The following is a 19,821-nucleotide window of genomic DNA, read 5'->3' as shown; positions in this document are numbered from 1 at the left end:
CGTTCACCCGGCGTTGAGGTGGGCGCTGCCACATGCGGTCGACCAGTTGAGCCGAAAGGACGCCAAGATGATGCCCAAGCTGATTTCCGCCGCGCTGACGATCGCCGCCGCCACCCCGATCGCGGCGCAGGAGGTGACGCCGATCCTGCCCGATGCCGCGCTGCTGGACATCGTGGCCGAGGGGCGCACGACGCGCGTGCCCGACCTGGCGGTCATCAATGCCGGGGTCGTCACCCAGTCCGAAACCGCGGCGCAGGCGCTGTCCGACAATGCCGCGCGCATGGACCGCGTGCTGGCCGCGCTGAAGCGCGCGGGCGTTGCCGAGCGCGATGTGCGGACGGCGACGATCGCGCTCAACCCGCAATATCGCTATGGCGAGAATGTGCCGCCGGTCATCACCGGATACCAGGCGTCGAACCGCGTCAGCGTGCGCTTTCGCGACGTGACCAGGAGCGGCGCGATCCTCGACGCGCTGGTGCGTGAAGGTGCGAACCAGATCGATGGGCCGAACCTGACACTGGCCCAGCCCGACGCGGCGATGGACGAGGCGCGCGCCGACGCGATTGCGCGGGCGCGAGCGCGGGCCGAGCTTTATGCAAAGGCCGCCGGAATGCGGGTGGAGCGGATCGCTTCGATCAGTGAAGGCGCGGCGCCGGGTGGCGGTGGTCCGCGCCCTGTCATGATAATGGGTGCCCGCGCGGCCGCGCCGGAAGCCGACACCCAGATCGCGGCGGGTGAGCAGGACGTGACCGCGACCGTGACCGTGCGTTTCGTCCTTCGCTGACACGCATAAGAAAGGGCCGCCGGTTTCCCGTGCGGCCCTTTTTTTGTCGATGGCTGTGCCGTGCGGCTTAGCGCACGCGCCCGCGACGGATCAGGTTGACGATCGCCAGCAGGATGATCGCGCCGACCAGCGAGGCGAGGAACGTATAGAGCGTGACGCCCGCATTGATCGAGCCGCCGAACAGCAGGCCGCCGATAAAGGCGCCGACGATGCCGACGACGATGTTCAGCAGGATGCCCTGCTGCGCGTCGGTCCGCATGACCATGCTGGCGAGCCAGCCAACAACACCGCCCACGATCAGCCAGATGATGAGACCCACGATATCCATAAACCGTCCCTCCGTTGTCCGCCCGAACGCCGGGCCTGTATGGACGGTATGACTCGCCAAACGGACGAATGTTCCGCATCCGGCCCGACTCGTTGACGGCTTTGGCGAGGCTCGAAAAAAAGGGCGGCCCCGTTGCCGGGGCCGCCCCAGGGGACGTCGGCTGTTCCGGCCGATCTCAATATTTCTGCTGGCGCTCATATAGCGAGCGATAATGCTGGATGCGCGTGACCCGGAGGCCGGGCATCCCCGATCGATCGATGGCGCGCTGCCATCCGGCGAATTCCTCGACCGTCAGGCCATAGCGGGCGCACACTTCGTCCACGGTCAGCAACCCGCCATTGACGGCGGCCACGACCTCGGCCTTGCGACGCACGACCCAGCGCGTCGTGTTGGGCGGCGGCAACGAGTCGAGCGTCAGCGGTTCGCCCAACGGCCCGATCACCTTTGCCGGCCTGATTTTCTGGTTCTCCATCATACCCATACCTCGATCGGGGCGGGGGCCCCCTCTCTTTACGCAGGCGAAACTAACCGAACGGTCTTGAAGAACGGCTAAAATGCCAAGGTTAACAACAGCTTCATTCTTCCCGGCGAACCAAGAGCATTCGCGCGGTTTCGCGCTCGAACGCTCCGTGCGCGCGTCCGGTCGCGGCATAAGCAAGCTGCGACGCCAGCCGGGCGGTGGGCGTGGCCGATTGTCGCCCGGCGGCCGTCGCCAGCAACATGTCGACCGGGCTGGCGACCAGCCGCGCTCGCATGTCGCGCTCAAACCGCGCAAAGCTCAGATCCATGGGGAAACCCCCGCGACGCAACTACACATGACCATCGGGATAGCGCGGATTGCTGAAGGTCCCGTAAAGACCCCGATTTTGCATCGGCAGGCCGCACTGCCTATAAGGTGGAGCGATGTTGACCCCCGATTTCCAGCTTTCCGGTCCCGCCAAGGGACGCCGCATCGTCGTTGCCATGTCGGGCGGCGTCGACAGTTCGGTCGTCGCCGCGCTGGCGGCGCAAACCGGTGCGGAAACGATCGGCGTGACTCTCCAGCTTTACGACCATGGCGAGGCGGTGGGGCGGACGGGCGCGTGCTGCGCCGGGCGCGACATCCGCGACGCGCGGGCGGTGTGCGACCGACTGGGCATCGCGCATTATGTCTTTGACCATGAAACCAGCTTTCGTGAGCAGGTGATCGACGATTTCGCCGACGAATATATGGCCGGACGCACCCCCATTCCGTGCGTGAAGTGCAATATGGGACCGAAGTTCACCGACCTGTTCGCGCTGGCGCGGCAACTGGGCGCCGATTGCCTGGCGACCGGCCATTATGTTCGCCGTGTGGTCGGCGCGCATGGGCCGGAGTTGCACCGCGCGGTCGATCCGGCGCGCGACCAGAGCTATTTCCTGTTCGCGACCACGCGCGAACAACTCGGTTTCCTGCGTTTTCCGTTGGGCGGGATGCCCAAGGCCGATGTTCGCGCGCTGGCCGCCGAACTGGGGCTGGGCGTGGCGGGCAAGCCCGACAGCCAGGACATCTGCTTCGTCCCCGACGGCGACTATGCCGGTCTGGTCCGCAAGCTGCGACCGCAAGCGGCGGAGGGCGGCGACATCGTGCATGTCGACGGCCGGGTGCTGGGCCGCCACGCTGGCGTGGTCAACTATACGGTGGGCCAGCGTCGGGGCCTGGAGATCGGCGGGCTGGCCGAGCCGCTTTATGTTGTCCGGCTCGACCCGGCGGCAAAGCGGCTGATCGTCGGACCGCGCGCGGCGCTGGCGGTGGCGGCGGCGCGGATCGAGGGGCTGAACTGGCTGGGTGAGGCGCGCGACGAAGCGTTGACGGTCAAGGTGCGGTCGCTGGCCAAGCCCGTTCCCGCGCGGCTGGACGGCGACCGGGTCTGTTTTGCAATGCCCGAATATGGCGTGGCGCCGGGGCAGGCGGCGGTCTTTTATGCAGGCGAGCGGGTGCTGGGCGGCGGCTGGATCGCGGCGACCGAGGCGGCGGACATGGCCGCCGCCGCCTGAGCGCGCCGGTCAGTCGGTTTCGTCGTCCGGCGTTTCGTCGGGCCGGCCCTTGAATCCCTGCGCGACCACGAACCATTCGACCGAGCCTTTGCGGCTGGACGGCGGCTTGGCGTGTTTGACGGTTGTGAAGTTGCGCTTCATTTCCGCCACCATGGAACTGTCGCCGCCACCGGCGAACACTTTGGCGACAAAGGTGCCGCCGGGACGCAGCACTTCGCAGGCAAAGGCGTGCGCCGCCTCGACCAGCGCCGAGGTTCGCAAGGCATCGGTCTGCGGATGGCCGACGGTGTTGGCGGCCATGTCCGACAGCACCAGATCGGCCTCGCCCCCCAGTTCCTCTTTCAACCGTTCGGGCGCGGCGTCGGTCAGGAAATCCATCTGCAGAATGGTCACGCCCTCGATCGGATCGACGGGCAACAGGTCGATGCCGACGACGCTGGCCTGCGGCAGGCGGCGGCGCACGACCTGGCTCCAGCCGCCGGGGGCGAGGCCCAGATCGACGACGCGGCGCATCCCTTTCAGGAACGAAAACTTCTCGTCCAGCTCGATCAGCTTATAGGCCGCCCGGCTGCGATACCCCTCGGCCTTGGCGCGCCGCACATAGGGGTCGTTGAGCTGGCGTTCGAGCCAGCGCGTCGATTGCGCCGTGCGCCCGCGCGAGGTGCGGACGCGAACCCGGCTGCCGCCGCCGCCCCTGCTCATGCCACGCCCGCCATCAAGCGGCGCAAAATGCCCTCGCGGATGCCGCGATCGGCGATGCCCAGCCGTTCGGCGGGCCACAGGTCGAGGATCGCCTCCAGAATGGCGCAGCCCGCCACCACCAGGTCGGCGCGCTCCGGCCCGATGCACGGCACCTTGGCGCGTTCAGCGACGGCCAGCCCGGCCAGACGCTGGCTGACCGAGCGCATGGCATGAGCGGGCACGATCAAGCCGTCGATCGCCGAACGATCATAGGCCGACAGTCCCAGATGAACGCTGGCGAGCGTCGTCACCGTGCCGCTGGTGCCCAGCAGGCGGGGCACCCCGCGCGGGCGCCCGACGCGCGCGGCAAAGGGCGCAAAGGATTCGGCGACCAGCGCGCGCATCCGATCATAATGCGCCATCAGGCTTTCGTCGGGCGCGGCGCCGATCGCGCTGGTTTCGGATAGCGACACCACGCCCCAGGGCGCGCTGTGCCAGTCGAGCACGCGCGGCACCGGATCGCGATTGTCGACCAGCACCAGTTCGGTCGAACCGCCGCCGATGTCGAACACCAGTGCGGGGCCGTCGCCCGGTTCGATCAGCGCGTGACAGCCAAGCACGGCCAGCCGCGCTTCCTCCTCGGCCGAAATGATGTCGAGCATGATCCCCGTTTCCGCCCGCACGCGAGCAATGAATTCCGGCCCGTTGCTGGCCCGGCGACATGCCTCGGTCGCGACCGAACGCGCGAGCGCGACGTTGCGGCGGCGCAGCTTGTCGGCGCAGACCCTGAGCGCCGCGATCGTCCGGTCGATGGCGGCATCGGACAATTCGCCGCTGGTCGCCAGCCCCTCGCCCAGCCGCACGATTCGCGAAAAGGCGTCGATGACGGCAAAGCCCGCCCCCTGCGGACGGGCGATCAGCAGCCGGCAATTATTGGTGCCAAGGTCCAGTGCGGCAAAATGCCGCCCCTCGGGCGGGCGCGGACGGCGCTTGCCCGGCATTTCGGCCGATCGGGCGGGCGCGGGACCGGTCCTGCGCCGCTTCGGCGACTGGGCGGATATATCCCCCATGCCGTGTCACTCACTTATGTTCTGTCCGTCACGGCGAAGACCGCCGCCGGTGCTTGGTAATGACGCTACCGCATGGATGCCTGGCCATCAAGGCCGCGCGAAGCGCGCCGACATTGCGGCTTGACCGCTCCGGCGGCCCGCCTTATGGCCGCGCCTCCGGCGATTGCCCTGTCGTCTAATGGTAAGACTACGGACTCTGACTCCGTCAATCGTGGTTCGAATCCACGCGGGGCATCCAGCCATTTGAGATGTTCGGCCGACGCATGTGCGGTTCGGCGACATTTCCCCACTCACGGCCATGCGTCGTTCGGGTGCTGCATTATTCCAACGCTAAGCTCGCTGAAAAATGCTGCGTGCGCGAAATGCACTTGCCGCGCTGCGGTGAATCGGGCAGCTTGGTGAGCGTCCGCCAATGATGTCGGACACGAAATAGCAGCGATACGCCTCTCCAGTGCCGGGGAGGGTGATGCTGGCGGAAATCGGCATCGTCCGTGACCGTAAAGAGGCAATGAAGCCGTCAGGACGCTCCCGCCATGGGTCGCCGTCCTGGCGGCTTTTTTCGTTTTTGGAGAACGGGGATGGCAACGGCGTTCTGGGGTGGTGGTGAAGGCGCAAAGGGGGCGAGCGGCTTCTGGGCAAGCGGGCACAGCCCGACATTGATCGCCGCGTTTCTGTATTTCGACCTGGCGTTCATGGTCTGGGTGCTGCTCGGTCCGCTGGCGCCTGACATCGCCGCGACGCTGGCGCTGAACCCGGTCCAAAAGGGATTGATGGTTGCAGTGCCGACACTGGCGGGCGCGCTGCTGCGCGTCGTCAACGGCCTGCTGGTCGATCGGATCGGGCCGAAACGGTCGGGCGCGATCAGCCAGATCATCGTCATCGCCGGCCTGATGAGTGCCTGGACGCTGGGCGTGAACAGCTTTGAAGGCACGCTGGCGCTGGGCGTGGTGCTGGGCTTTGCAGGCGCCAGCTTTGCCATCGCCCTGCCGCTTGCCAGCCGCTGGTATCCGCCGGAGCATCAGGGCAAGGCGATGGGGCTGGCGGGCATGGGCAATTCGGGCACCGTGCTCGCGGCGCTGTTCGCCCCCGCTCTTGCCCACGCCTTTGGCTGGAACGCGGTGCTGGGCCTGGCGTGCATTCCGCTGACGATCGTCTTCGTCGCCTATATGGTGATGGCCAAGGACCCGCCGGGCGCACCCGCGCCGAAAACGCTTGCCCAGTATCTGGCGCCGCTGCGGCAGGCCGATGCATGGTGGCTGATGGGCTTTTATGCCGTCACCTTTGGCGGGTTCGTCGGGCTGGCGGCCAGCCTGCCGATCTATTTCACCGATCGCTTTGGACTGACGACGGTTCAGGCGGGCTATGCGACGGCGGGATGCGTGTTCGCCGGGTCGCTGGTGCGGCCGATGGGCGGCGCGCTGGCCGACGCGATCGGCGGGGTGCGGGCATTGACCGGCGTGCTGGCGGTGGCCGCGCTGGCGCTGGCATGTGTCAGCATCGCCGCCAGCTTCACGATCGCACTGGCGGCGTTCGTGGCCGCGATGCTGGCGCTGGGCGTCGGCAATGGCGCGGTGTTCCAGCTGGTGCCGCAACGCTTCGCGGCCGAGATCGGGGTGATGACGGGCCTGGTCGGCATGGCGGGCGGCGTGGGCGGCTTCTATCTCGCCTCCTCGCTGGGGATCGCCAAGCAGTGGACGGGCAGCTTTGCACCGGGTTTCCTGATCTTTGCCGGGCTGGCGGTCGTGGCGCTGATCGGGCTGGCGCTGGTCAAGGCGGACTGGCGCGCGCGCTGGGGCGCGGCGGAAGGCGTGCGGATCTGATGGGCAACGCACCCGTCCGGGCGGGGCGCGACGACGCGCGCCCCCACCTGATCGTGATCGGCAATGGCATGGCGGGGTGCCGCGCGGTCGAAGAACTGCTGGCCCGCGACCCGACGCGGTATCGCGTGACGATCTTTGGCGCGGAACCGCGCGTCAATTACAACCGCATCATGCTGTCGCCCGTGCTGGCGGGCGAGAAGTGCTTTGATGATATCGTGCTCAACGCGCCGGACTGGTATTCCCGCAACAACATCGAACTGATCGCGGGCGATCCGGTGGTCGCGATCGACCGGGAGGCACGCACCGTCAACTCGCGCGGCGGCATCGTCATGCCCTTTGACCGGTTGCTGATCGCGACCGGTTCCGATCCGTTCGTTATCCCGGTGCCTGGCCGCGACCTGTCCGGCGTGGTGAGTTTTCGCGACATGGCCGATGTCGACGCGATGCTGGCCGCCGCCGAGCGCGGCGGGTCGGCGGTGGTGGTTGGCGGTGGACTGTTGGGGCTGGAGGCCGCGCATGGCCTGTCGCTGCGCGGCATGGCGGTGACGATCATCCACCTGATGCCGACGCTGATGGAGCGGCAGCTGGACGAAGCGGCGGGCGGGCTGCTCAAGGCAGCGCTCGAAGCGCGGGGCCAGACGGTGCTGACCGGCGCCGACACCGCCGAGATCGTCGGCGACACCCGTGTCGAGGCGGTACGGCTGAAGGATGGAACAGTGATTCCCGCCGATCTGGTCGTGATGGCGGTCGGCATCCGCCCGTCGGTTGCGCTCGCGCGCGCGGCCGGGCTGGACGTGGGACGGGGCATTCGCGTCGACGATCATATGGTCACGTCCGACCCCGCCATCCTGGCGGTGGGCGAATGCGTCGAGCATGACGGGCAGGTCTATGGCCTGGTCGCGCCGCTGTGGGACATGTGCCGCGCGCTGGCCGACACGCTGGTCGCGGCGCCGAGCGGCTATCGTCCCGCACCGACCTCGACCAAGCTCAAGGTCGCGGGGCTGGACGTGTTTTCGGCGGGCGACTTTACCGGCGGTGCGGGGGCGGAGGACATCGTGCTGCGCGACCCCGTTCGCGGCATCTACAAGCGCGTCGTCGTCCGCGACGACCGCATCGTCGGGGCCGTGCTGTATGGCGATACCAGCGACGGCAACTGGTATTTCGATCTGTTGAGGCGCGGCGAGAATATCGCCGGCATTCGCGACACGCTGATCTTTGGCAGCGCCTTTGCGCCGCCCGCGCGCCCTGAACCAGCGATGGAAAAGGCATGACGGGCAGGACGAACCGGGGGATGAAAGCGTGATCCGCACGACCTGTGCCTATTGCGGTGTCGGTTGCGGCATTCGCGCGACTGTCACCGGCGAGCGCGCGGTGCGGATCGAGGGCGATCCCGACCATCCCGCCAATCACGGCCGCCTGTGTTCCAAGGGCACCCATCTGGGCGAAACGGTGGGGCTGGAGGGGCGCCTGCTGCATCCGATGATCGGGAACCGGCGGGCAAGCTGGGACAAGGCGCTGGGCCTGGTCGCGGCGCGCTTTCGCCGGACGATCGCGGACCATGGACCGGGCAGCGTCGCCTTTTACGTTTCGGGCCAGTTGCTGACCGAGGATTATTACGTCGCCAACAAGCTGATGAAGGGCTTTATCGGCACCGCCAACATCGACACCAATTCGCGCCTGTGCATGTCGAGCGCGGTGGCCGGCCACACCCGTGCGTTCGGCGAGGATGTGGTGCCCGCGCATTACGACGATATCGACGCGGCGGACCTGATCGTGCTGGCCGGGTCGAACACCGCCTGGTGCCATCCGATCGTGTATCAACGCATCCGCGCGCGGTGCGAGGCGGGCGCGAAGCTGGTCGTCATCGACCCGCGCCGGACCGAAACGGCCGAGGGCGCCGACCTGCACCTTGCCATCCGGCCGGGCAGCGATGTCGCGCTGATGAACGGTGCGCTTGCCTGGTGTCGGGACGCAGGCGCGCTGGACCCGCATTTCATCGCCGATCACCTGGCCGTGCCGGACGATTTCTGGCAGCGGCTGGCGGGCGCGGACCTGTGGTCGACGGCGCGGACCTGCGACGTGCCGGCAGATGCGCTGCGCCGCTTTTACGAGATGTTCGCCGCGACGCCGCGCACCGTTACGCTGTTCAGCCAGGGCGTGAACCAGTCGCTGGCGGGCACCGATCAGGTGAACGCGATCCTGAACCTTCACCTTGCCACCGGCCGGGTCGCCAAGCCGGGGGCCGCGCCCTTTTCGATCACCGGCCAGCCCAATGCGATGGGCGGGCGCGAAGTCGGCGGGCTGGCCTCGACGTTGGCGGCGCACATGGATTTCGCGCCCGAAAACCGCGCGATCGTCCAGCGATTCTGGGGTTCGCCGACCATCGCGGCGAAACCGGGGTTAAAGGCGGTCGACCTGTTCCGCGCGGTTGGCGAGGGGCGGATCAAGGCACTGTGGATCATGGCCACCAATCCCGCGGTGTCGATGCCCGATGCGGGGCGCGTGCGCGATGCGCTGGCCGCGTGCCCGTTTGTCGTGGTGTCCGACGTGATGGCCGATACCGATACCGGCGCGTTCGCGCATGTCCGGCTGCCGGCGGCGGCATGGGGGGAAAAGGACGGCACCGTCACCAATTCGGAACGCATGGTCAGTCGCCAGCGCGCGATCTTTCCCTTGCCCGGCGAGGCGCGCCCCGATTGGTGGATCGTGAAGGAAGTGGCGCGCGCAATGGGGTGGAAATCGGCCTTTGCCTATGATCGGCCTGCCGATATCTGGCGCGAGCATGTGCGGCTGGCCAATTATCGCAACGATGGCCGGCGGCTGTTCGCGTTGCCGGGGCAGGGCGGCGGCGGTAATGCCGGTTATGACGCGCTCGCGCCGTTCCGGTGGGGCGGGCGGCCCTTTGTCGATGGCCGTTTCCCGACGCCCGATGGCCGTGCGCGGCTGGTGCCGGTCGAACAGCGGCCGCTGGCCGACCCGCTGCCGCGCTGGCCGATGACGCTCAACACGGGCCGTTATCGCGACCATTGGCACACGATGACGCGCACCGGGCTTGCCCCGAAGCTGGCGCGCCATCGCGCCGAACCGTTGGTCGAACTGCATCGCGACGACGCGGCGGCGCTGGGTATCGTCGATGGCGCCCTTGCGCGGGTGACGACACCGCAGGGCGAAAGCGTGTATCGCGCCAATGTGGTCGAAACGCAGCGGCCCGGCGAATTGTTCGTGCCGATCCACTGGACCGATCGCGTGTCCAGCGGCGGGCGCACCGGATTGTTGCCCCGCCCGCTCGCCGATCCGATTTCGGGTCAGCCGGGGTTCAAGGCGACACCCGCCGCGATCACGCCGTTGACGACGCGGTGGCGCGGCTTTGCGTTGTTCTCGAACCAGCCCGCGCGCTTGCCCGACTGTTTGTGGGCGACGCGGGTGACGGTGCCGGCGGGCAGCCTGTGGGAACTGGCCGGTGACGGCGACCCCGGCGCGCTGGACGCGGTGCTGCCGCCGGGCGAACGCGTCGAGGCCGTGGACCGTGCGCGTGGCACGCGCAGGATCGCGGTGCTGGCCGATGGGCGTTTGATCGCCGCGCTGTTCGTGACCGAAACGGGCGAATTGCCGGCGCGCGACTGGTTGATCGCACAGCTTCTGGCGCCAAGCGCGGACCCCGGCGTGCTGGCGGGCCGGGCACCGGGTGCGACGGCGGACAGCGGTGCGATCATCTGTGCCTGTCTCGACATCGGCATCCGCAGAATCGTCTCCGCGATACGCGACCAGCAGCTGACCGATGTCGCGGCGATCGGCGCGGCGATCGGGGCCGGCACCAATTGCGGGTCGTGCCGCCCGGCGCTGGCGCGCATCCTTGCGACGCAGGCGACGGAAGCGGCGTGACCATGGCGGTTCAGGGCGCGGCGGGGGCGGCGTCGATGCGATCGGCCAGCCAGCGGGCGGCCTCCGCCGGGGTGCGTTTGTCCGCGTCGCGGTCGACCATCAGATTGGCCTCACGCATCCGCTCCACCGGGATCGCGCCGATGAGCGGCGCCAGCACGCGGACAAAGCGCGCGTCCCGCACGCGCGCGGGTGAGACCATCAGCACCGCGTCATAGCCCGGAATGGCGCCGCGCGGATCGGTCAGCACCGTCAGCCGATCCGCCGCGATCCGCCCGTCGGAGGAAAAGGCCGAGATCACATCGGCGCGTCCGCTTGCCAGCGCACGATACATGAAGGTCGGGTGATAGGCATTGGCGCGCGCGAACCGCAGGTCATAGGTGCCGCGCACCGCGCGCCATTCGGGCCGCTCCAGAAACTCGACATCGGTGCCGAACGCCAGCCGGGGGGCCATGCGCGACAGGTCGATGAGCGAGCGGAGACCCAGATCGCGTGCGCGCTCCGCCTTCATCGCAAAGGCATAGGCGTTTTCGAAGCCCAGCGAGCCCAGCAACCCCACGCCATGTTCGCGCGCCGCCCAGTCGCGCACGCCGCGAACGATATCGGCGCGTTCGGGCGCGTCGGTCCGGCCCATCTGGTTGGTCCACACGGTGCCCGAATAGTCGACATAGACATCGATATCGCCGCCCGCCAGCGCGCCGAACGCAACGGCCGAGCCAAGCCCCTCGCGATATCGGACGCGGTATCCGGCGGCGTTCAGTCGATCGCCGATCAGCCGGGCAAGGATATACTGCTCCGAAAAGCCCTTGGCGCCGACGGTCACGGTCGGCCGACCCACGCTGGGCAAAATGGGCATCAGCGCCACCAGCACCGCCGCCGCCAGCGCGATCAATGCGCCGCGCACCTGCCAGCGCCGCCGCCGCGCCAGCCCGCGCTCGATCAGGCCGAGCAACAGGTCGACGCCCAGCGCCAGCGCGGCGGAGGCGAGGCAGCCGGTCAGCACCAGGTTCCAGTTCTGCGTTTGCAGCCCGGCAAAGATCAGGTCGCCCAGACTGGCCGCGCCGACCGTGGTCGACAAGGTGGCGGCGCCGATCGTCCAGACCGCCGCGGTGCGGATGCCCGCCATCACGATCGGCGCGACCAACGGCGCTTCGACCCAGCGCAGCCGCTGCCACGGGGTCATGCCCACGCCGTCCGCGGCCTCGATCACGGCGGGGTCGAGGCCGAGCAGCCCCGTGACGGCGTTGCGGAGGATGGGCAACAGCGCATAGAGCGCCAGCGCCATCAATGCCGGCAGAAAGCCGAGCGCAGGCAGGCCGCCGCCCACCGCCAGCAGCAGCGGATAGAACAGCGCCAGCAGCGCCAGTGCGGGAATCGTCTGCACCAGGCTGGCAAGGCCCAGCGCCACGCGCGCGACCGCCGGATGGCGCGCCGACCAGACGCCGAGCGGCAGCGCCACGATCAGGCCCAGCGCCAATGCGCTGAAAGACAAAAGGACATGTGCCGCCAGCAGGTCGGGCACGCGGGCGAGCGCGCCGGTCATGCCCGCTTTTCCAGTGCGGCAAGCGCATGTGCCTGTTCACGCGGCACCGCGACCAGCGCATCGGCGGCATCACCCGCCTGTCCCGTCATCAATTCGGCGGGCGTCGCATCGGCGACGATCTTGCCCGCCGCCATCACCAGCACGCGGTCGGCCAGCAGCAGCGCCTCCGCCATGTCGTGCGTGACCAGCACCGTCGTCAGGCCGATGCGTTCGTGCAGGGCGCGCACGCGTCGCGCCAGTGCGTCGCGGGTCACGGGGTCGAGCGCGCCGAAGGGTTCGTCCATCAGCAGCAATCGCGCATCACCCGCCAGCGCGCGGGCGACCCCGACGCGCTGGCGTTGCCCGCCCGACAACTGATCGGGCATCCGACTGGCGATATCGGCGGGAAGCTCGACGCGTTCGAGCGCGGCGGCGATGTCGACCGGCGGTGCGCCCAGCCGTTCGGCAATGGCGATATTTTCGCCCACGCTGAGATGCGGAAACAGGCCGATATTCTGAAAGACATAGCCGACCCGGCGGCGCAGCCGGTGCGGGGCGTCGTTCGCGACATCGGCCCCGTCGATCATGACCGAACCAGCATCGGGGACGACCAGCCGGTTGACCGTCTTGAGCAAGGTCGATTTGCCTGAACCCGACGTGCCGACAAGCGCGACGAACTGACCCGGCGGGATCGTCAGCGTCACGCCGTCCACCGCGCGCACGGCGCCGTAAACCTTGGTAACGCCGTCAAAGGCGAGCGAGGGCGGGGCTGGCATCGCCGCCGGTTGTGGGGAATGATGGCGCAAAGGTCAAAAGAGGAAAGGGGCGGGGGATGGCAGACGACGGGCGCAGGCGATTGTTCGTGACCGGCGGGGCATCGGGCATCGGCCGCGCGGTGGCGCACCGCTTTGCCGCCGCCGGGTGGCGGATCGGCTTGGCCGATGTGAATGCCGAAGGGCTGGAGCGGGTAATGGCCGAACTGTCCGATGGCCGGGCGTCCAGCCATGTCATGGATGTGCGCGAGCGCAAGCAGTGGGAAGGCGCGCTGAGTGACTTTGCCGGTGAAGGCGGCATCGACGTAATGTTCAACAATGCCGGGATCGCGGTAGGTGGGCGCTTTGCCGATACCCCGCCCGACGCGCTGGACCGGGCGATCGACATCAATTTCCGCGGCGTCGTGAACGGCGCACACGCTGCCTATCCCTATCTGAGGCGCGTGCCGGGATCGTGCCTGCTCAACACAGCTTCGGCGGCAGGCATTTACGGCACGGCGGGTGCGGCCATCTATTCCGCCACCAAGTTCGCGGTGCGCGGCCTGACCGAAGCGCTGGACGGCGAATGGCGGGTCGAGGGGATCAAGGTCCGTTCGCTGATGCCCGGATTCATCGACACGCCGCTGCTGGACGCGGGTGTCAGCGGGTCGAACCAGACGGTGCGCGAACGCGTGCGCGCCGCCGGGCTGGAGTTCACCGCTGTCGAGGACGTGGCGCAGGCGGCGTGGCGGGCGGTGCATGGCGATGCCGTGCACGTCGTGGTCGGCCCGACGGCGCGGCGGATGCGCTTTGCCGCGCGCTGGATGCCCAGCCGCTTGCGGGCGCAGATGGCGCGGGGTTAGGCGGCCGCTGCTGCGCTGTCCGATTCGCTGGACAGCAGGCGTGCCACATCGGCTTCCGGCAAAGGACGGCTGAAATAAAAGCCCTGGATGTGGCTGCACCCCTGTTCGCGCAGGATGTCGAGCTGTCCGGCGTTTTCGACACCCTCTGCCGTGGTTTCCATGCCCAACGCTTCCGCCAGCGTGGTGATCGAACGGATGATTGCGGTTGCGCCGTCGGAATTCAGCAGGTCGATGATGAAGCTGCGGTCGATCTTGATCTTGTCGAAGGGGAAAGCGCGCAGATAGCTGAGCGAGGAATAGCCGGTGCCGAAATCGTCCAGCGCCACGCGCACGCCAAGGGCACGCAGGCTGTGCAGCGAGGCCAGCGTCGTTTCGGGATTGTCGATGAACAGGCTTTCGGTGATTTCCAGTTCCAGCCGCTGTGGCGGCAGGCCGGTTTCGCTCAGTGCCTGAAGGATGACGGCGGCGAGACCCGGATTGCGGAACTGCACCGGCGATACATTGACCGCGACGCGCACATGGTCGGGCCAGTTGCGCGCGACGCGGCAAGCCTCGCGCACGACCCATTCGCCGATCGGCACGATCAGGCCGGTATCCTCCGCCAGCGGCACGAAATCGGCGGGTGAGACCATGCCGCGTTCGGGGTGGTGCCAGCGCAGCAGCGCCTCGAACGCCGAGACTCGCCCTTCGTTCAGGTTGAACAGCGGCTGGAACATCAGCGAAAGCTGCCCCTCGGCGATGGCGACGTGCAGGTCGATTTCCATATGGCGCCGCCGCTGTGCTTCGGCATCCATGGCGGGTTCGAAGAACCGGAACGCGCCGCGCCCGTCCTGTTTCGCGCGGTAAAGCGCCAAGTCGGCATTCTTGGTCAGCGCGACCGGATCATCGCCGTCGGTGCCGAGGATCGCGATGCCGATGCTGGTCGCCGGCACGATGCGGTGGCCGTTGATGATCGCGGGGCGCGACACCGTGTCGATCAACGCGCGGGCGGTGAGGTCGAGCGATCGCGGACCTTCGGCCATGACCAGCGCGAACTCGTCGCCGCCCAGGCGTGCAACGAAACCCTTCCCGGCAAAGGCCGTCAGGCGGGCGGCGATTTCAAGGAGCAGCGCGTCGCCGGTCGGATGACCCAGCGTTTCGTTGATCGCCTTGAAATGGTCGAGATCGAGCGACAGCAGCGCCTGACGCTGATCGCCGGTGTCGCGCCGTGCCGCCGTCGCCAGATGTTCGCGCAGCAGAACGCGGTTGGGCAGGCCGGTCAGCCCGTCGTGCAACGCCATGTGGGTGATGGTGCGCTCACGCTCGCCAATGTCGTCGACCATGCGATTGAAGCTGGCCGCCAGCGTGCCCAGTTCGTCGCGCGTTTCGACGGCGACATGCACATGATCGCCGCGCGCCACGCGTCTTGCGGCGGTATCCAGCGCCACGACCGGGCGTGTGATCGCCCGCGCGATCCACCAGCTCCCCGCCGCCGCTGCCGCGACCCCGACGATCCCGCAGGCGAGGAGCATCCACAGCATCGGGCGATAGCCGTCGAGCGCGCGCGTCAGGCTGTAGCCCAGCAGCAGCGCCTGTGGCTCACGCGCGCTGAGCGTCGTCAGCGGAAAAGCCTGATACAGCATCCGTTCGCCATTGGCGTTGCGCTCGGCAATGGCGCCTTTGCCAAGGCCGGCCGGCAGCCGGTCAAGCGGCACGATATGCGGGTGGAGATCGATCGGCGTCAGCTTGGCCAGCGCGCCCAGTTCGCGCTGATCGAGCGCATTGGCGAAAATGACCCAGCCGATCCGGACGGGCGCATCGACCGGGGCCGCAACGGCGTTGAAGCGCGTCGCGCCCATGGCCAGCACGCCGACGGTCGCGCCGGAATCCAGCGCGCCCAGCAGACGGCCGGCGTCGTTCGTCCTCAGCGATCCCTGAAACCCTGTGACTGTGCCGCTGGTGTCGATGAAGAAGGCCTGGTCCAGCCCCAGGCGCGCGCGCAGCGAATCGAGCGCGGACGCGACGGTCGGCATGTCTCCCGTCGCCGCCGCTGCGCGAAAGCCGAAATCGCCCGCCAGCACGCTGCCCGCGTCGCCCAACTGGTCATAGCGCATGGTCGCCACGCGATCGAACACCTTGGCGCCCGATCGCATTTCGGCCGCGGCCTTGCCTTCGGCATAAGCGGTGATCCCCGACTTGGCGGCGAACAGGATCATCGCCGCTGCGCCCGCGAACAGGATTGCATAGGTCAGCGCCAGGCGCGCCGACAGCGACCGCGCGAACACGACGCGCAGCCGTCGGGGCAGGCGGCGTAGCCCCAATGGTGCGGATCGGGTCGGGCGGGCGCGCATCGCGATCAGCGCATCACCAGCTTGATCTGTTTGGCGACCGCGCCGTTTGCAGGCACGTCGAGCGCGAAGCCTGCTTCGTTGTCGCGGCCCTTGAGCCGCGGGTGCCACACGGTCAGCCGTGCCGCGCCCGCCGCCACGCCGTCGATCCGTACTTGTCCCGCGGCATTGGTCGCCGCGGCGAAGGGCGTGTCGACGACCTTGATGAACCCTTGCATCCGGTCATGGATGTTGCATCCCAGCGCGACCGCGCCCGGCGTGCGAAAGGTGTAGCTGCGCGTCTGATCGCGGCCATAGAGCTTGATTTCGAACCGCGCCGGTTTCGAAAAGGAATAGACGTGGTGGCGCACCTTGTCCTCGTTTGGGAACGAAACGGTCGCGCCGACGGGCACGATCAGCGTGCCGGGCGTGAACGCAATGTCCTTTTGCGTCATGCTGGCGGCCCAGGGGAACCGGATCGGTCCGGCGGGAACGCCGGCCGCGGGATGCAGCGTCACCACGGCGTCGACGACCGGGCGCCCATGTGAATCGATGATGCGGATGCCGACCGGGCCAGCCATGGCGGGCGTCGCGGTTGCAACAAGGGCGGCGAACGCAAGGGAAGCGATACGAAGCATTGCCTCCATATCGGCGCAAAGCGTCAAAAGGCGGTAAATCCGATCTGATTTAATCCAGGTTGCATTGACGCGTCGTTTACCATCCTATCGCTACGGCGGTTGGCATGAAGAACGCGCTGCGAAACTGCCTGTCCCTCATGGCCCTGTCCACGCCCGCCATTGCCACCGCACAGGATGTGGGCGGTGGCGGCAAGCTGTTGCTGACCAGCGGGATCAGCACGCTGGAGGGGGCGAGCGGCGGGGGCCTGACGCCCTGGGCGGTGATTGCAGGCAACGGCACGCGCGATGCAATCGGGGCACAGGCATCGGCAACCGTCGCCGAACTGAACGATTATGATTTCCGCGCGGCATCGGTCGCAGTCGGTTTCCGGGACCGGGTCGAGGTCAGCTATGCGCGTCAGATCTTGGACACCAACTGGGTTGGCGGCGCGCTGGGTTTGGGCAATGATTACAAGTTCGATCAGGATGTCTGGGGCGCCAAGCTGAAGCTGGCGGGCGACATGATCTATGGCCCGGAATTTTTGCCGGCGATCGCGGTCGGTGTGCAATACAAGAAGAGCCTGGACGGTGCCGTCGTGCGCGCCGTGGGTGCCGCCGATGACGAGGGCATGGATTATTATGCGTCGGCGACCAAGCTGTTCCTGCGCTGGTCGTTGCTGGCCAATGTGACGGTGCGCGCGACCAAGGCGAACCAGATGGGATTGCTGGGCCATGGTGGCGACGGGGGCGACCGCCACCGGATTGAGGCGGAGGGGTCGATGGCCTATCAATTCAGCCGCAAGTTCGTCATCGGCACCGAATATCGCACCAAGCCCGACAATCTGGGCATCGCGCGCGAGGATGACTGGTGGGATGCCTTTGCCGCCTATTCACTGAACCGCAACCTGACCGCGACGCTGGCTTACGCCGATCTGGGATCGGTGGCGACGGTGCCGGGCCAGCGCGGCGTGCTGTTCCAGTTGCAGGGCGGTTTCTGAGAAAAGGGGGAAGAAGTCGATGATTTCGCTGGCTGTCATGCTTGCCGTGCTTACCCCTGCCGCCCAGAGTGCGCCCGCACCCCATGCGATGCCGGGGGAGGAAGCGGTCGACCCCTATGTCGCGCGGCCTGAAAATGCCGGTGCCACGCCTTTTTCAGGTGACGGCATGGCGCGTGCCTTTCGTGGACAGGCGGGCATCCGCCGGATCGTCGACCGGTTCGTTGCGCTCAATTTCGACCACCCGGTGATCGGTGAGATTTTCACCAATCACGACCGGGTGCGGTTCACCCGGACGTTGTTCGAGCAGTTCTGCTACATCCTGAATGCCGGTTGCACCTATACCGGCCGCGACCTGAAAAGTTCGCACAAGGACCTGGGCATCCAGCAGCGCGACATGAACATGGTGGTCGAAAATCTGCAGGCGGCGATGCGGGCAGAGGGCGTGTCCTTTGCCGCGCAGAACCGTTTTCTGTCCAAGCTGGCGCCGATGCGCGGCGAGGTGGTGGAGCGTTAATCGACCAGCGCGTCGATCGCCTGCGCCATGTCGATGTCGCGCGCCGAAAGCCCGCCGGCATCGTGCGTCGTCAACAGGATTTCCACACGGTTATACACATTCGACCATTCGGGGTGATGATCGGCCTTTTCCGCCAGCAGCGCTACGCGTGTCATGAACGCGAAGGCGGCGGAGAAATCGGGAAACGAGAAGCTGCGCGTGATCGCATCGCGCGATTCGTCATGGTCCCAGTCGGGCAGACCCTCCAGCGCCTCGACCCGTTCGGCTTCGCTTAGTGGTTCGATCACAACCGGCTCCCCTTGCTGGCGGGCGGGCGCCCGGCCTATGCCCGTTCCATGGCCGAACCCGCACCCATTTGCCAAGTCGCTCCCGACGCTGCCGCGATCGAGGCGATGGCGCGCAACACGCTGGCGCGCATCCCCTCGCCTTTTGACGAGCATCTGGCGGGCGTGGTGTTGATCGTGGAAGATGTCGCCGACGACGAAACGCTGGCGGCGCTGGGGATCGAGGACCCGATCGAGCTGACCGGCATCTATCACGGGCGTCCGGTCGGCGAGAAATCGGCATTCGATTCGGGCGCGATGCCCGACCGCATCCACCTTTATCGGCTGCCGATCCTGTGGGAGTGGATCGAGACCGATGTGCGGCTGGACGATCTGGTCCATCATGTCGTGGTGCACGAGGTCGGCCATCATTTCGGGCTGTCGGATGATGACATGCACGCGCTGGAGGACGCCGCAGGGTGAGCCTGATCGCCTTTTCGCGCGTGGCGTGCGAGCGCGGCGGACGGCGATTGTTCGACGCGCTGAGCTTTGCGCTGGGACCGGGAGAAGCCGCGCTGCTGACCGGGCCGAACGGCATCGGCAAGTCGAGCCTGGTGCGACTGGCGGCGGGCCTGTCGACGCCCGTCGCCGGGCGGATCGAGCGCAGCGGCGCGGTCGCGTTGATGGCGGAGGGCATGGCGCTGGACGCCGAGTTGCCATTGCGCGCAGCGCTGATGTTCTGGGCGACGCTGGACGGGGCGCGGGCGCGTGTGGATGACGCATTGGCGGCGGTGGGGCTTGCCCATCTGGCGAGCGTGCCAGTGCGGTTGTTGTCGACCGGGCAGCGGCGGCGCGCGGCGCTGGCGCGCGTGATCGCGAGCGAAGCGCCGATATGGCTGCTCGACGAACCGGCCAACGGTCTCGACACCGGATCGGTCGCGGCGCTGGAGGCGGCGATTGCGCGCCACCGCGCGGGCGGCGGGGCGGCGCTGGTCGCCAGCCATGTGCCGATCGCGCTGCCGCGCGCACTGGCGCTGACGCTGTGAGCGCCTTTGCCGCCATTTCCTGGCGTGAGGTGCGGCGCGCATGGGTGAGCGGCGGGGTGCTGCTGCCCGTCGCCTTTTTCCTGCTGGTGGCGACGCTGTTTCCATTCGCGGTTGGGCCTGATGCGGGACTGCTGGGGCGCATCGCCGGGGGCGTGGTGTGGTCGGCGGCGCTACTCGCCGCGCTGATGCCGGTCGAGCGGCTGGTCGGGCCGGACCTGGAAGCGGGCGTGATTGATCAGTTCGCGGCGCGTGGCCTGTCCGATGCGGGGGTGGCGCTGGCCAAGGCAGCGGGGCACTGGCTGGGCTTTGGCCCGCCGCTGATGCTCGCCAGCGTGATCGCGGCGGGCTTGCTGGGCATGGAC

20 protein-coding genes, 1 tRNA gene and 1 pseudogene are annotated in these 19,821 nt (G+C 67.9%); 12 read left to right on the top strand and 10 right to left on the bottom strand.

Annotated features, from left to right (window positions below; genetic code table 11):
* The first annotated feature begins 67 nt into the window (after positions 1-67).
* The gene (locus VL973_RS08365; RefSeq protein WP_325283565.1) at positions 68-784 is read left to right on the top strand and encodes an SIMPL domain-containing protein; all 717 of its coding nucleotides are present in this window, start codon (positions 68-70) and stop codon (positions 782-784) included.
* 67 nt (positions 785-851) lie between these two features.
* On the opposite strand, the gene VL973_RS08360 is transcribed toward VL973_RS08365, so the two are convergent.
* From VL973_RS08360 to VL973_RS08350, 3 genes are all read right to left on the bottom strand, one after another.
* Positions 852-1,103 (bottom strand): GlsB/YeaQ/YmgE family stress response membrane protein, encoded by a 252-nt coding sequence (locus VL973_RS08360; protein ID WP_325283575.1) that lies wholly within the window; start codon positions 1,101-1,103, stop codon positions 852-854.
* Positions 1,104-1,287: 184 nt separating this feature from the next.
* Positions 1,288-1,587, bottom strand: coding sequence for a CtrA inhibitor SciP (gene sciP / locus VL973_RS08355; RefSeq protein ID WP_325283564.1), 300 nt, complete (start codon positions 1,585-1,587; stop codon positions 1,288-1,290).
* Between the two features lie 100 nt (positions 1,588-1,687).
* Positions 1,688-1,900 (bottom strand): hypothetical protein, encoded by a 213-nt coding sequence (locus VL973_RS08350; protein WP_325283563.1) that lies wholly within the window; start codon positions 1,898-1,900, stop codon positions 1,688-1,690.
* A gap of 118 nt (positions 1,901-2,018) precedes the next feature.
* Between VL973_RS08350 and mnmA the strand changes: the two genes are divergently transcribed.
* On the top strand, positions 2,019-3,128 hold the full coding sequence (gene mnmA / locus VL973_RS08345; protein WP_414712217.1) for a tRNA 2-thiouridine(34) synthase MnmA: 1,110 nt from the start codon (positions 2,019-2,021) through the stop codon (positions 3,126-3,128).
* A gap of 9 nt (positions 3,129-3,137) precedes the next feature.
* On the opposite strand, the gene VL973_RS08340 is transcribed toward mnmA, so the two are convergent.
* Positions 3,138-3,830 carry an RlmE family RNA methyltransferase gene (locus VL973_RS08340; RefSeq protein ID WP_325283561.1) on the bottom strand — a complete coding sequence of 231 codons (693 nt, stop codon included), beginning with the start codon at positions 3,828-3,830 and terminating at the stop codon, positions 3,138-3,140.
* The gene (locus tag VL973_RS08335) at positions 3,827-4,879 is read right to left on the bottom strand and encodes a Ppx/GppA phosphatase family protein (protein WP_414712215.1); all 1,053 of its coding nucleotides are present in this window, start codon (positions 4,877-4,879) and stop codon (positions 3,827-3,829) included. Before VL973_RS08335 ends, VL973_RS08340 begins: the two co-directional genes overlap by 4 nt.
* Before the next feature lie 164 nt (positions 4,880-5,043).
* Between VL973_RS08335 and VL973_RS08330 the strand changes: the two genes are divergently transcribed.
* The 4 genes and pseudogenes from VL973_RS08330 to VL973_RS08315 all read left to right on the top strand — a co-directional run bounded on the left by VL973_RS08330 (position 5,044) and on the right by VL973_RS08315 (position 10,581).
* Positions 5,044-5,117, top strand: a tRNA-Gln gene (locus tag VL973_RS08330).
* Between the two features lie 340 nt (positions 5,118-5,457).
* Entirely contained in the window at positions 5,458-6,699 is a 1,242-nt protein-coding gene (locus VL973_RS08325; protein ID WP_325283560.1) for a nitrate/nitrite transporter, read from the top strand.
* A pseudogene (locus VL973_RS08320) lies at positions 6,699-7,931 on the top strand (NAD(P)/FAD-dependent oxidoreductase); the annotation flags it as partial. The gene VL973_RS08325 and the pseudogene VL973_RS08320, both read left to right, overlap by 1 nt.
* 67 nt (positions 7,932-7,998) lie before the next feature.
* Complete coding sequence (locus VL973_RS08315; RefSeq protein WP_325283573.1) at positions 7,999-10,581, top strand: molybdopterin-dependent oxidoreductase; 2,583 nt, start codon at positions 7,999-8,001, stop codon at positions 10,579-10,581.
* A gap of 10 nt (positions 10,582-10,591) precedes the next feature.
* Here the strand turns inward: VL973_RS08315 and VL973_RS08310 are convergent, their stop codons facing one another.
* Complete coding sequence (locus tag VL973_RS08310; RefSeq protein ID WP_325283559.1) at positions 10,592-12,121, bottom strand: ABC transporter permease/substrate-binding protein; 1,530 nt, start codon at positions 12,119-12,121, stop codon at positions 10,592-10,594.
* On the bottom strand, positions 12,118-12,876 hold the full coding sequence (locus VL973_RS08305) for an ATP-binding cassette domain-containing protein (RefSeq protein ID WP_325283558.1): 759 nt from the start codon (positions 12,874-12,876) through the stop codon (positions 12,118-12,120). Before VL973_RS08305 ends, VL973_RS08310 begins: the two co-directional genes overlap by 4 nt.
* 56 nt (positions 12,877-12,932) lie before the next feature.
* Between VL973_RS08305 and VL973_RS08300 the strand changes: the two genes are divergently transcribed.
* Positions 12,933-13,715 carry an SDR family oxidoreductase gene (locus VL973_RS08300; protein ID WP_325283557.1) on the top strand — a complete coding sequence of 261 codons (783 nt, stop codon included), beginning with the start codon at positions 12,933-12,935 and terminating at the stop codon, positions 13,713-13,715.
* Here VL973_RS08300 and VL973_RS08295 read toward each other — a convergent pair.
* Together VL973_RS08295 and VL973_RS08290 are read right to left on the bottom strand one after the other, a co-directional pair.
* Positions 13,712-16,045, bottom strand: a complete 2,334-nt coding sequence (locus VL973_RS08295; RefSeq protein ID WP_325283556.1) for a putative bifunctional diguanylate cyclase/phosphodiesterase — start codon at positions 16,043-16,045, stop codon at positions 13,712-13,714. The two genes, VL973_RS08300 and VL973_RS08295, sit on opposite strands and share 4 nt — an antisense overlap.
* 5 nt (positions 16,046-16,050) lie before the next feature.
* Entirely contained in the window at positions 16,051-16,659 is a 609-nt protein-coding gene (locus VL973_RS08290; protein ID WP_325283555.1) for a cupredoxin domain-containing protein, read from the bottom strand.
* A 104-nt stretch (positions 16,660-16,763) separates the two neighbouring features.
* Here VL973_RS08290 and VL973_RS08285 point away from each other — a divergent pair, with 104 nt between their 5' ends.
* A complete protein-coding gene (locus tag VL973_RS08285) occupies positions 16,764-17,636 on the top strand; it encodes a DUF3034 family protein (RefSeq protein ID WP_325283554.1) in 873 nt (290 codons plus the stop codon).
* 19 nt (positions 17,637-17,655) lie between these two features.
* Positions 17,656-18,150 (top strand): group I truncated hemoglobin, encoded by a 495-nt coding sequence (locus tag VL973_RS08280; protein WP_325283553.1) that lies wholly within the window; start codon positions 17,656-17,658, stop codon positions 18,148-18,150.
* Here the strand turns inward: VL973_RS08280 and VL973_RS08275 are convergent.
* Entirely contained in the window at positions 18,147-18,437 is a 291-nt protein-coding gene (locus VL973_RS08275) for a 4a-hydroxytetrahydrobiopterin dehydratase (RefSeq protein ID WP_325283552.1), read from the bottom strand. The genes VL973_RS08280 and VL973_RS08275 overlap by 4 nt on opposite strands.
* Before the next feature lie 48 nt (positions 18,438-18,485).
* On the opposite strand from VL973_RS08275, the gene VL973_RS08270 reads away from it, so the two are divergent.
* The 3 genes from VL973_RS08270 to VL973_RS08260 all read left to right on the top strand — a co-directional run.
* Positions 18,486-18,896: a metallopeptidase family protein gene (locus VL973_RS08270; RefSeq protein ID WP_325283551.1), complete on the top strand. Its 411-nt coding sequence runs from the start codon at positions 18,486-18,488 to the stop codon at positions 18,894-18,896.
* Complete coding sequence (ccmA, locus tag VL973_RS08265) at positions 18,893-19,459, top strand: heme ABC exporter ATP-binding protein CcmA (RefSeq protein WP_325283550.1); 567 nt, start codon at positions 18,893-18,895, stop codon at positions 19,457-19,459. Before VL973_RS08270 ends, ccmA begins: the two co-directional genes overlap by 4 nt.
* A partial coding sequence (locus VL973_RS08260) for a heme exporter protein CcmB (RefSeq protein WP_325283549.1) occupies positions 19,456-19,821 on the top strand: 366 nt, incomplete at its 3' end. The genes ccmA and VL973_RS08260, both read left to right, overlap by 4 nt.

The sequence above is a fragment of the Sphingomonas sp. genome, from assembly GCF_035490575.1.
GTDB lineage: Bacteria > Pseudomonadota > Alphaproteobacteria > Sphingomonadales > Sphingomonadaceae > Sphingomonas.
This window is presented reverse-complemented; position numbering and strand designations above follow the sequence as displayed.